13 protein-coding genes and 2 tRNA genes are annotated in these 12,455 nt (G+C 41.4%); 6 read left to right on the top strand and 9 right to left on the bottom strand.

Annotated features, from left to right (window positions below; translation table 11 throughout):
• Positions 1-12: 12 nt before the first annotated feature.
• From rbfA to ACMAZA_RS00280, 5 genes are all read right to left on the bottom strand, one after another.
• Complete coding sequence (rbfA, locus tag ACMAZA_RS00300; RefSeq protein WP_435189017.1) at positions 13-351, bottom strand: 30S ribosome-binding factor RbfA; 339 nt, start codon at positions 349-351, stop codon at positions 13-15.
• A gap of 13 nt (positions 352-364) precedes the next feature.
• Positions 365-2,803: a translation initiation factor IF-2 gene (gene infB / locus ACMAZA_RS00295; protein ID WP_435189016.1), complete on the bottom strand. Its 2,439-nt coding sequence runs from the start codon at positions 2,801-2,803 to the stop codon at positions 365-367.
• Positions 2,804-2,850: 47 nt separating this feature from the next.
• The gene (gene nusA / locus ACMAZA_RS00290) at positions 2,851-4,326 is read right to left on the bottom strand and encodes a transcription termination factor NusA (RefSeq protein WP_435189015.1); all 1,476 of its coding nucleotides are present in this window, start codon (positions 4,324-4,326) and stop codon (positions 2,851-2,853) included.
• Between the two features lie 9 nt (positions 4,327-4,335).
• A complete protein-coding gene (gene rimP / locus ACMAZA_RS00285; RefSeq protein WP_435189014.1) occupies positions 4,336-4,797 on the bottom strand; it encodes a ribosome maturation factor RimP in 462 nt (153 codons plus the stop codon).
• Positions 4,798-4,839: 42 nt separating this feature from the next.
• Positions 4,840-4,916 (bottom strand) — tRNA-Met (locus ACMAZA_RS00280).
• 98 nt (positions 4,917-5,014) lie between these two features.
• Here ACMAZA_RS00280 and gshB point away from each other — a divergent pair.
• Positions 5,015-5,971 (top strand): glutathione synthase, encoded by a 957-nt coding sequence (gene gshB, locus ACMAZA_RS00275; protein WP_435189012.1) that lies wholly within the window; start codon positions 5,015-5,017, stop codon positions 5,969-5,971.
• Here the strand turns inward: gshB and crcB are convergent.
• Entirely contained in the window at positions 5,963-6,358 is a 396-nt protein-coding gene (crcB, locus tag ACMAZA_RS00270; RefSeq protein WP_435189010.1) for a fluoride efflux transporter CrcB, read from the bottom strand. The two genes, gshB and crcB, sit on opposite strands and share 9 nt — an antisense overlap.
• The gene (locus ACMAZA_RS00265) at positions 6,355-7,608 is read right to left on the bottom strand and encodes a replication-associated recombination protein A (protein ID WP_435189009.1); all 1,254 of its coding nucleotides are present in this window, start codon (positions 7,606-7,608) and stop codon (positions 6,355-6,357) included. Before ACMAZA_RS00265 ends, crcB begins: the two co-directional genes overlap by 4 nt.
• Positions 7,609-7,660: 52 nt before the next feature.
• Here ACMAZA_RS00265 and ACMAZA_RS00260 point away from each other — a divergent pair, with 52 nt between their 5' ends.
• From ACMAZA_RS00260 to ACMAZA_RS00240, 5 genes are all read left to right on the top strand, one after another.
• A complete protein-coding gene (locus ACMAZA_RS00260) occupies positions 7,661-8,830 on the top strand; it encodes a lytic murein transglycosylase (protein ID WP_435189007.1) in 1,170 nt (389 codons plus the stop codon).
• Positions 8,827-9,255 carry a Holliday junction resolvase RuvX gene (gene ruvX / locus ACMAZA_RS00255; RefSeq protein ID WP_435189005.1) on the top strand — a complete coding sequence of 143 codons (429 nt, stop codon included), beginning with the start codon at positions 8,827-8,829 and terminating at the stop codon, positions 9,253-9,255. The genes ACMAZA_RS00260 and ruvX overlap by 4 nt, the downstream gene beginning before the upstream one ends.
• Positions 9,236-10,195, top strand: a complete 960-nt coding sequence (locus ACMAZA_RS00250) for an aspartate carbamoyltransferase catalytic subunit (RefSeq protein WP_435189003.1) — start codon at positions 9,236-9,238, stop codon at positions 10,193-10,195. The genes ruvX and ACMAZA_RS00250 overlap by 20 nt, the downstream gene beginning before the upstream one ends.
• A gap of 4 nt (positions 10,196-10,199) precedes the next feature.
• A complete protein-coding gene (locus ACMAZA_RS00245) occupies positions 10,200-10,757 on the top strand; it encodes a UPF0149 family protein (RefSeq protein WP_435189001.1) in 558 nt (185 codons plus the stop codon).
• A 126-nt stretch (positions 10,758-10,883) separates the two neighbouring features.
• Positions 10,884-11,270 (top strand): hypothetical protein, encoded by a 387-nt coding sequence (locus ACMAZA_RS00240; protein ID WP_435188999.1) that lies wholly within the window; start codon positions 10,884-10,886, stop codon positions 11,268-11,270.
• Between the two features lie 54 nt (positions 11,271-11,324).
• Here ACMAZA_RS00240 and ACMAZA_RS00235 read toward each other — a convergent pair.
• A tRNA-Phe gene (locus ACMAZA_RS00235) sits at positions 11,325-11,400 on the bottom strand.
• 70 nt (positions 11,401-11,470) lie between these two features.
• Positions 11,471-12,418 carry a thioredoxin-disulfide reductase gene (gene trxB / locus ACMAZA_RS00230; RefSeq protein WP_435188998.1) on the bottom strand — a complete coding sequence of 316 codons (948 nt, stop codon included), beginning with the start codon at positions 12,416-12,418 and terminating at the stop codon, positions 11,471-11,473.
• Between the last annotated feature and the right edge of the window lie 37 nt (positions 12,419-12,455).

Raw genomic sequence — 12,455 nt, 5'->3', positions numbered from 1 at the left:
AAGGCTATGAATTCACAATTTTCTTAATAGGTCATCCATTCTAGCTCCAGTATTTGGGGCTGTATCATAAATAAAGCTTAGTGAGGGAGTGTGTCTCAAGTCTAAAGATTTAGACAGAGATGATCTAAAAAAACCGCCCGCTTTATTGAGCAATTGAGCGACACTCTTGTGCATGTTGTCATCAACAGAGAAAAAGACTTTGGCACTGGTTAGGTCTCTACTAACATCAACATCTGTAATGATAACGTCTTGCAATCTAGGGTCTTTCGTGCCTGTTGCAAGAAGCATTATGAGCTCACGCTTGATCAGCTCATTCACTCTGTCTGCTCTAAAGCTTGGCTGTTTTGGCACCTAGTTTTTACCCCTACAGTGAGCGAGCTCTCTCAATTCTTTCAAAAACCTCAATCTGGTCTCCTGGCTGAACATCAGTATAGTTGAGAACGCCAATTCCGCATTCAGTTCCAGATTTAACCTCTTTAACATCGTCTTTGAAGCGTCTCAGAGACTCTAATTCACCTTCGTAAATAACAACGCTATCTCTCAAAACACGAATTGGACTGTCTTTCCTAACCACACCCTCTTCAACCATACAACCAGCAATATCACCAAATTTAGGAGACCTAAACACATCCTTAACGCCTGCAATTCCAATAATGTTTTCGCTTAGCTCTGGGCTAAGCATTCCACCCATAATGGCCTTGACATCATCAATCAGGTTATAAATAATGCTGTAATACTCAATCTTAACGCCTTCAGTATCGGCAGTTTTTCTAGCAACTGCATCTGCTCTAACGTTAAATCCAAGAACGATTGCCTCAGACGCGCTGGCCAAAGAAATATCGGTATTGTTTATGGCTCCAACGCCTGAAGAAACCACCTTTACTTTTACCTCGTCAGTTGAAAGCTCCTCTAGCGCCTCAACTAGTGCCTGTGCTGAGCCTTTCACATCAGACTTAATGAGAACATTAACTGTTGAAATTTCACCATCTTCCATTTTTGAAAAGAAGTTATCCATCTTCTCTGCTTGTTGTTTTTGAAGTTTCGTTTCACGATCTTTTGTTTTCCTGAACTCAGCAACTTCTTTCGCTTTTCTTTCGCTTTCTACAGCCAGAACCTCTGCGCCTGAATCAGGAACACCTGAGAGACCCAAGATCTCAACCGGAGTTGAAGGTCCAGCCTTATTAATTGGCTTACCCTGATCATCAATAATTTGCTTGACCTTGCCAAACTCCAGCCCTGCAATAACAATATCACCTTTGTTAAGTGTTCCAGACTGAACGAGCACTGTTGTCACTTTTCCTCGCCCTTTATCTAGCCTGGCTTCAAGGACAACGCCGCTTGCAGGCTTATCTGAAACTGCGCTAATCTCAGCCATCTCAGCTGTCAATGTGATACTTTCCAAAAGCTCATCAATGCCCTCTCCCGTATGCGCTGAAACGCCAACCATTAAGACATCACCGCCCCATTCATCGGCAATCACATCGTGTGTTGAAAGAACTTGTTTAACCTTATCGATTTCAGCTCCCTCTTTATCAATTTTATTAATGGCCACAATAATAGGCACATTAGAGTCTTTTGCATGTTTAATAGATTCAATAGTTTGCGGCATTACGCCGTCATCAGCCGCAACAACTAAAATCACAATGTCAGTTGCTGAAGCTCCTCTTAGGCGCATCTTAGAGAATGCAGCATGGCCTGGAGTATCGATAAACGTTATTAAACTTCCTTTTTGTTCAACCTGATAAGCACCAATATGCTGAGTAATGCCACCTGCTTCAGCAGAGGCTACTTTAGACTTTCGAATATAGTCAAGGAGTGAGGTTTTTCCGTGGTCAACATGACCCATAATGGTCACAACCGGAGGTCTTGGAACTGACTTTGCATCATCAATATCATCCTGGATTAAGGTATCTTCAACAGTTTCCTCATTACTAGCGATAGGAGTATGGCCCATCTCTTCTACCACTAAGATTGCTGTATCTTGATCTATAACATCATTCAGAGTTGCCATGACACCCATACCCATCATAACTTTTAAAACCTCTCCAGCTTTGGTAGTCATCTTGAGGGCAAGTTCAGAGATCTTAATTTGTTCCGGTATCAGTATCTCATGCTTGATTGGCTCAACTGGCATATGGAAGCCGTGTTGTGCTTGCTCATCTTGAACTTTTTGAGATATTTGAGTTCTCTCTTTCTTCTTAAGCTTTCTATTCGGGTTGTGCTTTGCAACATGAAGCTCTTTTCTTTTCGGCGCAGTCTCTGGAGCAGATCTTAGTCTCTTTGGCCCCTTCTTCTTGTCTTTTTCCTTATCAGCCTCAATCTTTTCTTTTTCTCTTTTTTCCTTCTCTTCTTTCTCAGCTTGCTCTTTTAAAGTTTTCTGAGCTTGCAATTCTTCATTTTTAATTTTTTGTTGGCGAACCATATCGTTTCGCTTTGCGTCATGCTCTTCATCTTTTTGCTCAGCAATTCTGCCTGCTTCTAGAGCCTCTTTGGCTTTCAAAACAGCTGCATCATCAACCTCTATCGACTGGTTAGTTTGAGGAACTTCGCGCTTCTTTTTAACTTGGATTTTTACTCCTCCAGTGGAGGCGCTTGAGGAAGGCTTTGTAGTTTTTCTGGAAACAGAGATACTAGACTTTGTTGCAGATCGTTTGCTCAAACTCGACATTAAAACCTGTCTTTCCTCAGCAGAAATACTTGAATCTGCAGTCTTTCCATCAATTCCTGCTGCTGACAAGATAGTAATAACCTGATCAGGCGACTTTCTAAGTAATTTTGATAAAGTTTCAACTGTATGTGCCATATTCCTACCTATATTTGAGTATCGATTACTAAAACTATCCTGAGTGATTAGTCGAACCAGCCCTCTTTTTCTCTGGCTGCCATGATAACAGCAGATGCACTGTCATTTCCAATATCTTGAATCTCTAATAATTCAACAATTGAGAGCTCTGCTAAATCATCTACGGTACTGATTTCAGCGCCAACAAGTGCTGACGCAAGTGAATCATCTACTCCCTCAACCCCTAGTAATAATTCAGTAGCCTCTGCATCATTCAGAGCTTTGACGAGCTGAGCATCCTGAGCCCTCTCTTGGAGCTCATCAACCATCTCAGAGTCAAACTCCTCAATCTTTGAGAGAGTCTCAGCTTCTGCCTCAGCAATATCATCTAAGCTGGTGTATCCCTCATCAATCAAAACGCCGGCCACCTCTGCATCCACACCAAGTTTTTCAGCGAGTTTTTCGCCCGTTTTTTGAATCTCTTGAGCTTGCATTTCATCAGCGTCATTTAAAGACATGACATTAAGCTTCCATCCTGAGAGTTTGCTCGCAAGCTTGATATTTTGGCCACCTCTTCCAATAGCAAGCGCTAACTGATCTTCCTCGACAGCAATGTCCATAGATCTTTTGTCTTCATCCACAACAATTGAACTCACCTCTGCAGGAGCCATAGCGTTAATCACAAATTGTGCTGGATCATCATCCCAAAGAATGATATCAACGCGCTCACCATTAAGCTCATTAGAAACAGCCTGCACTCTTGCCCCTCTCATGCCGATACAGGAGCCAATCGGATCAATACGCTTATCTTTTGCTTTCACAGCGAGCTTTGAACGAAGGCCTGGATCTCTCGCCCCAGCCTTGATCTCAATAACTCCCTCACTGATTTCAGGAACCTCCATCTCAAATAGTTGAACCATCATGTCATTAGCAGTTCTACTTAAGAAAATTTGTGCGCCTCGTGGCGTTGACTTGACCTCTTTAATGAAGGCTCTCAGACGGTCATTTTTTCTTATCGACTCATTAGGAATCAGGTCATATTTTGAAATCATGCCATCAATTCCGCCCATATCAACATAGACATTTCCTCGATCAACTCTCTTAACAGTCACCATCACCACTTCGCCAACTCTTTCGGAATAGTTATCAACTACAACCGTTCTCTCTGCCTCACGAACCTTTTGAATAATGACCTGTTTAGCCACCTGGGCTGCAATTCTTCCAAACTCAAGAGACTCCATTGGCTCCTCAACAAACTCATCTACATTCAATCCGTTTGCATCAGCCTGATATATGTGTAACTCAGGATCAAACATGTTTCCATCATCATCAACAAATTCTTCTCCATCTTCAATGACCTGCCATTGCCTGAAAGTTTTAAACTCACCTGTGTGCCTATCAACCTCAACACGTACTTCTATATTGCTGCGCTTTTTCGTTGCAACCGCTAACGCCTCTTCCAAAGATTCCAGAACATCCTCTTTGGTGATATTCTTTTCATTTGAGATTGCCTCAATCATTAAAAATAATTCTTTGCCATCCATCGGCTTCTCCTAAAAATGAGCAACTAAATTTGCTTTTTCTATTAAATCTATTTCTAAGGTAACAGGGCCTAGCTCTGTCACCAACTCTATTGCATTACTTTTTTCGCTAACGCTTCCAATTGCACCAGTAAAGCTTCTTCTTCCATCTATTGGTCTATATGTTCTTATTCGAACATCATGCCCCAAAAAACGCATGTAATGAGAAACACTAAAAAGGGGTCTTTCAATTCCTGGGGAAGATACCTCAAGATTATATTGCCCACTAATTGGATCCTCAACATCCATTATCGAACTGACTTGACGGGAAACAACCTCACAATCATCAACCCCAATGCCTTTCTCTGAGTCTATATAAAGCCTCAAGACAGAGTGCTTACCACTAGGCACATATTCAACGCCCAACAACTCGTACCCCAGGGCATGGACACTAGGGTTAAGTATTGAAAGCACTTTGTCTGCTATCTTAGCCACAAAAAACTCCTAATAAAAACCCCCAAAAGAGGGGGTCTAAATTGGTAGCGGGGATAGGATTTGAACCTATGACCTTCGGGTTATGAGCCCGACGAGCTACCATGCTGCTCCACCCCGCACTAAAGAGGCGAAATTATACGCCCAAAACCTCGTCAATTCAACATTTTTTGCCCGTCATGCTCATTATTATTCAATCTGATTGCATTATAATATGCCGATGAAGCGAATTAGACTCGGCGTATTGATGGATGATATTTCCAATATTAAGCCAAACAAAGACTCGTCATTTGCAATGATGCTAGAAGCGCAGGCTCGTGGCTGGGAAATTCATACCTTTGATAGCCCTGATATGTATTATTCGGATGGCAAGGTTTTTGCCTCAACAAGAATTACAGAAGTTCAAGACTCAGAAATAAGCTGGTTCAGCTCAAAGCCCTCAAGCGTGGTCAATTTAAGCACCCTGGATGTGGTCTTTATGCGCAAAGATCCGCCCTTTGATATGGACTATATATATTCTACATACCTGCTTGAACAACTAGAATCAGAAGGAGTTTTGGTCATAAATAAACCAAGCTCACTAAGGGATGCCAATGAAAAACTATTTGCATTAAACTTTCCTGAGTGCATACCTAAAACGCTGGTGAGCTCAAAAATTCGTGAACTTAATAATTTTATTGATTCGTTAAGAACAGTTGTGGTCAAACCTCTTGATGGCATGGGCGGAACAGATATCTTTAAGCTCTCAAAAGGTGACAATGATATTGATGACATTCTCAAAAGGATCACCAACAATGAATCTCGCTACATCATGGCACAAGAGTTTTTGCCAGAGATTAAAGATGGCGATAAACGAATCCTTTTGATTAATGGAAATCCAGTTGACCATGCTCTTGCCAGGCTACCTGCAGAAGGCAGCTTTAAAGGAAATCTTGCGGCTGGTGCAAAAGGGGTGGGTCAGCCACTATCCGATAGAGATCGGTATCTATGCACTCAAATTGCTCCAACATTAATTGATAAAGGGCTTATCTTTGTTGGTCTCGATGTCATCGGTGATTTCATCACTGAGATTAATGTGACCAGCCCGACCTGCATTAGGGAACTGGACAAACAATATGGAATTAATATCTCTTCATCACTCTTGGACGAAGTTGAAAGAAGACTAGCCTTAAGCTAAATTAAATAAATATTTTGAAGCAACAACTCCCAAACTTGCAGCCATAAGAGAAAGCAGCAAGTTTAAAAGAATATTGATCAAGGCTTGAGAATAATGGCCTACACTTATCATTTCAACAGACTCTATTGAGAGTGCTGACATTGTCGTTAGTGAGCCTGCCAAGCCAACAAGCAGCATAAGCCTGTGGGTTTCACTCAGAAGGAGCTTTTCTAAAACCAAAACAATCAAAACGCCAGCTATAAAAGAACCAATAACATTTGAAATTAGGGTTCCATAAGGGAGGCTTTTGCCAAGGTATTGAGCAGAAATTATCCCAATATAGTATCTGCAAGATGCCCCAACCGTAGCGCCAATTCCAATACTTGCTATAGATAAAAATGTACTCATAAGACAGATCTAAGCTGCTCTAGTTTTTCTTTAATTTTAATCTCTAAGCCACGATCAGTCGGCTCATAGTAGATTTTTTCTCCCATCTCCTCAGGAAAGTAGGTTTGTCCCTTGCTGAAGGCATCTGGCTCATCATGGGCATAACGATAGTCCTTGCCATGCCCGAGCTCTTTGAGAAGTTTTGTAGGGGCATTTCTGAGATGAATGGGCACTTCAAGATCATTGCTCTCTTGTGCTGCCTCCATTGCAGAATTAAAAGCCCTATAAACAGCATTCGACTTAGGTGCGCACGCACAAAAAACTGCCGCCTGTGCGATAGCACGATTACCCTCTTTGTCGCCCAAGCGCTCATAGACATCCCAAGCATTAACACAAATCTGGAGTGCTCTTGGGTCAGCATTTCCTATATCTTCTGAGGCTATTGCGAGCAGCCTTCTAGCAATAACTTTGGGATCACATCCTGACACAATCATTCTTGCCATCCAGTAAAGCGCACCATCTGGAGATGAGCCTCTGACAGATTTATGAAAGGCTGAGAGCTGTTGATAAAAAATATCGCCCCCCTTGTCAAAACTGCCAAGCTTCTTTTGCAGAGTTTTAACTACGTCTGTTTTTTTAAGGGCCTTGCCTGAGCTGGTCGTCAACTGTTCAATTATATTGATCAGTCTTCTCGCGTCTCCGTCACTATTTTCGATGACTAGAGCCAAAGACCCATCATCTTCTAGGCTTATCTGCTGAGCTTTCATTGCTCTTAGAGCAATTACCTCAAGCTCTTCATTGCTGAGCTTTTTGAGAACATACACCCTTGCCCTTGAAAGCAATGCAGAATTAATTTCAAAGGACGGGTTTTCAGTCGTTGCACCAATCAAGGTTAATAGTCCAGACTCTATATGAGGCAAAAAACCATCCTGTTGCGCTTTGTTAAATCGATGAATCTCATCGACAAATAGAATTGTACTTTTATTGTTTTGTTTATAAAGCTCCGCATGTCTAATGATATCTCTGAGCTCTTTTACCCCATCAAGTACGGCTGACATTTGCTCAAAATGAGCGCCCATCTGGCTACAAATAATTCTCGCTAGAGTCGTTTTTCCAACACCTGAAGGCCCCCATAAAATCATGGAGTGGAGCTGATTGTCTTTTATTGCCTTCCCTATTGGCTTGTCAGAGTCAAGTAAATGTTGTTGGCCAATAAAATCACTCAGATCATCAGGCCTTAATGTTTCAGCAAGAGGCTTATAGGTCGACATCTCTTGCTAGATTAATTAAAATAAGAATGAATTTACTCATTATAATTCTCTCATGTTTTTAAGATTTTTTTGTCTAGTTTTTCTAACAACAAGCGTTTTTGCAAATTCAGATTCATTTGATGACTTTTTAGACCAAGTTCGTCAATCTGCAATCGAACAAGGCGTCTCCAAATCAACAATTGACCAAGCATTTTCAGGCCTTACCGCCCCTGACCCGTCAATTATTTCTAAAGATAGTGCCCAAGCTGAGTTCAGTCAAAACTTTTGGCGTTATTTCAATAAAAGAGTTAGCAAAACGCGCATCAATAATGGAAATGATACATTAAAACAAAACGCCTCATTGCTTAACAAAGCCTCCCAAAAATATGGCGTACCGGCTTATGTGATTGTAGCTTTTTTAGGGTTAGAGAGTAATTATGGAAACTATATGGGCAATGAACGCTTAGTACAGTCTTTGGCAACACTCGCCTATGACCCTAGGCGCTCTAAATTCTTCACACGAGAATTAATTGCTGCGTTAAAGCTTATGGATAACAAAACCATTCCAATCGATGCAACGGGCTCTTGGGCTGGAGCTATGGGTGCCGTTCAGTTTATGCCAACCAATGTTCTTGCTTACGGCGTTGATGCGAATAAAGACGGCAAGGTGAATCTCTGGGATGACAAAGAAGACATCTACGCTAGCGCCGCAAACTTTCTAAGTGAGCTGGGATGGAAGAAAGGAGAAAAATGGGGTCGAGAGGCACTCATACCCAAAAATTTTGACTATCGATTGACTGGCCTAAAAAATGAAAAAACAGTTAATGAGTGGGCTGCACTTGGAGTTCTGAGGGGTAATGGGGCAGCCCTTCCAAAATCTAACTTCAAAGCCTCGTTAATTGTTCCAATGGGTCACAAAGGCCCTGCTTTTCTTGTTTACAGAAACTTTGATGTGATTATGGGTTGGAATAGGTCAATTTTATATGCGCTTTCAGTTGCCCACTTATCCGACAGACTGAATGGGGCAGGTAGGCTTTCTGCAAAGCCGCTGGATGAGCCACTTCTGAGCAAAGAAGATATTATTCAAATTCAAAATACACTTAACTTGCTGGGTTATGATACGGGGACTCCAGATGGTATGGCGGGACCTAAAACACGTGAAGCGACCAGAAAATTTCAGTCTGACATTGGATTCGTTGCAGATGGGTATGTGGGATATGAGCTCTTTCAACAGCTCCAATGACAATTAAAACCTACCTTGGTTTTGATGTAGGCACAAAAAGAACGGGCATTGCTATAGCCAATAGTCTTACTACTCAAGCAAATGGATTAGCTACAGTTACCCACAACAAGGATGGTTCAACCAACTGGGTTCAGCTTGAGGAGATTATCAAGCAGCATAGCCCAAATAAGTTTATTGTGGGACTCCCATTAGACCAAGAGAATAAAGAACAAGAGATGACCTTCATCGCGAAATCGTTTGGCAGAAAACTTGAGAAACGATTTAGTATAGATGTTGTTTTTGTGGATGAGCATTTATCCTCTTCAGAAGCAAAAAACCAACTAAAATGGCACTACGCTCATAAGAACGCTGATAGAGGCGCAGTAGACAAAAAATCAGCTGAATTAATTTTGCAGACATGGCTCAATGAAACCACATACGATTAGCAATGATGCTCAACTTAACTCGAACGGACGTCTAATCCATCTTTTAGGGCTAGAGGGTCTTCCTAAAAATCAAATCGAAAAAATTCTTAATGTTGCTGATGATCTTATAGACTCCAAAGGAAATCTTCAAAAGTCGAAAATTTTAAGGGATATGTCTGTTGCAAATCTCTTCTTTGAGCCTTCGACTCGAACCAGAAACACTTTTGAGATCGCGGCAAAGAGAACCAGCGCCAAAACAATTAATGTTGACCTTGCAAACTCAGCTACCAAAAAGAATGAAACTCTTATGGACACCATGCATACCCTAAAGGCGATGCAGATTGATATGTTTGTTATTAGGCATAAACAAAACGGATTGCCTCATCGGGTCGCTGAAAATATAGAAGGAGTCGCAATACTCAATGCAGGCGATGGAATTAATGCGCATCCGACCCAAGCATTGCTAGATATGCTGACGATCAGGCAGCACAAAAAATCATTTGACAACCTTTCTGTAGCTATAGTTGGAGACATCAGGCATTCTAGAGTTGCTCGCTCTGGAATTCAGGCCATGAGAACTCTGGGCACAACTGATATTAGACTTATTGCACCAGAAACACTTCACTACAAAGAAGAAACTCCGGGCTTAGAGCGCTTTGACAGCCTAGAAAAAGGTATTGAAGGTGCTGATGTTATTATTTCGCTTAGACTTCAAAAAGAGAGGATGATTGCAGCTGACATTCCAGATGAACAAACCTACTTTGATGGATTTGGTCTCACTTCTAAAAACCTTAAGCTTGCAAAACCAGACGCCATCGTGATGCATCCTGGTCCAGTTAACAGAGGAATTGAACTCAGCTCTGAAGTTGCAGATGGACCTCAATCTGTCATATTGCAACAAGTCACCAACGGAATCGCTGTGCGAATGGCGGTGATGGAAATTTTGGCAGGGGCGTTTTAAATTAATGAGTCAATCTATCAATTATGAGCTCGCTAAAGACGCGCTCCATAAGCTCAATACTGATGACACTATCTCCTCTGCTCATGGCTTATTGTGTGGCTTTTATTGCGTCAAACAAAATATAGATCTTGATGACTGGCTCAATGAAATCCTAGTTAGCATTGATCTTAACAATCTGCTTGAAAAGGAAGCACATCAAATCCTTGCTGAAATATTCAATAACACAAGCGAACAACTTGCTGACCCAACGTTAAACTTTTGGCCAGTGATAGCCGACGATGATACGCCGCTCAGAGAGCAGGCGAATACTCTAATCGAATGGTGCCAAGGGTTTTTAGTTGGCTTAGGTCTGAGCTCAGTTGAAACCTCTGATGAAGAGGTAACAGAGATGATTAAGGACATCAGTGAGATATCTCAACTTGATGCAGACCTTCTAGATACTGATGACAATGCGGAGGATTTTTATGAAATCGTTGAGTTTGTTCGAATAGGCGTTCTCTTTATTCAAGAAACGCTACAGCCCTCAAAGCAAGACTTTATAAGCCCTACTCAACTGCACTGATAAAACCCTGATTGGCTAATAAATAAATATTTCACCATCTACAAACCTTATAATTATATTCGGCTTAACTTATTATGTTTGTTATAGCCAAAGAGAGCTACTTTAAATAATAACAAGGAGTATAGAATGAATTTAACAATTCTATTTAAGATACAAGCTGTTTACGTATGGTTTTATGCAGCAATGTTGTGGTTTGCGCCTGAATTTGCGGCAACTGGTCCTGGCTGGTATGTTGAGGGAACTGATATGGCTAGTAACTTTAAGGCCTTTGGGCAAGTTACTGCTGTCCCACTAATTGGTCTAGGTATTTTTGCTTGGATGTCACCAAGCTGGGTAGGAGATAATTTAAAGAAAGTCGCCATGATATTTGGTATTTATCTTAATATTGGTTTTCTTTTAATACAGGCTTATCAAGTTTATATTGCTGGAACAGCAAAACTTGACCCTATTGGAGTTGCTCCAACAGTTATTTTAATTGCTTTATTTTTCTGGCAAATTCGCGCTTCCGATTAAACGATTATCTACAAAAAAGCCGAATTAAACACTGGTCTAATTCGGCTTTAAAAATGGTGGCCACACCTAGAATTGAACTAGGGACACAGGGATTTTCAGTCCCTTGCTCTACCAACTGAGCTATATGGCCAAATCGCGTAATTATACACAAGGCAAATCAAAATTGAGTTTGAATTTATGCTCTGAAAGCCTTGTCTAATCTAGGAGTTGTCTAAAAACCTCTCAGCATCCAAAGCTGCCATACATCCGGAGCCTGCTGAAGTAACAGCCTGACGATATATGTGATCTGCAACATCGCCAGCAGCAAAGACACCTTCAACACTTGTTTGGGTCGCATTGCCCTCTAGACCTGCCTGAACCTTTATATATCCATTATTAATTTCAATCTGCCCTTCAAATACGCCAGTATTGGGAGTATGTCCAATGGCTATAAAGACTCCATGCACATCAATTTCCTTCTTGCTGCCGTCATTACCCCTTATTCGAAGCCCAGTGACTCCCATATCATCTCCCAAAACCTCTTCTAAATTATGATCCCACTCAATAGTAACGTTGCCATTTTTTGCTTTTTCCATGAGCTGATCTGACAAAATTTTCTCCGACCTAAATTTATCTCTTCGATGTACAACTGTAACGTGATCCGCTATATTTGAAAGATAGAGGGCTTCTTCAACAGCAGTATTGCCACCCCCAATAACTGCCACTTTCTGTCCTCTGTAGAAAAAACCATCGCAGGTTGCACAGGCAGAAACTCCCTTTCCCTTAAAAGCCTCCTCAGAGTCTAGTCCAAGATATTGAGCGGTTGCGCCAGTTGAGATAATCACTGCATCAGCAGTATAAGTTGTGTCACCGCCCTTTAATGTGAAAGGTCGTTTCGAGAAGTCAACACTTGTAATGTGATCATTAATTATTTCAGTATTAAATCGCAAAGCATGGTCTTTCATACGCTCCATCAAATCTGGACCTTGAAGCCCATCATGGTCACCGGGCCAGTTATCAACGTCGGTTGTTGTCATCAGTTGGCCGCCTTGTTCTAGTCCACTCACCATAACTGGATTTAAGTTGGCTCTAGCCGCATAAACCGCAGCAGAATAGCCGGCAGGGCCTGAACCAACAATCAAAACTCGGCAATGTTTGATATCACTCATAATGAAATACTTTATACTAATTAATCAAATGAGTATT

It is taken from the genome of Pseudothioglobus sp. nBUS_23 (assembly GCF_051201565.1).
GTDB lineage: Bacteria > Pseudomonadota > Gammaproteobacteria > PS1 > Pseudothioglobaceae > Pseudothioglobus.
The sequence above is the reverse complement of the archived record's forward strand: the minus strand, read 5'-3'. Positions and strand labels throughout refer to the sequence as shown.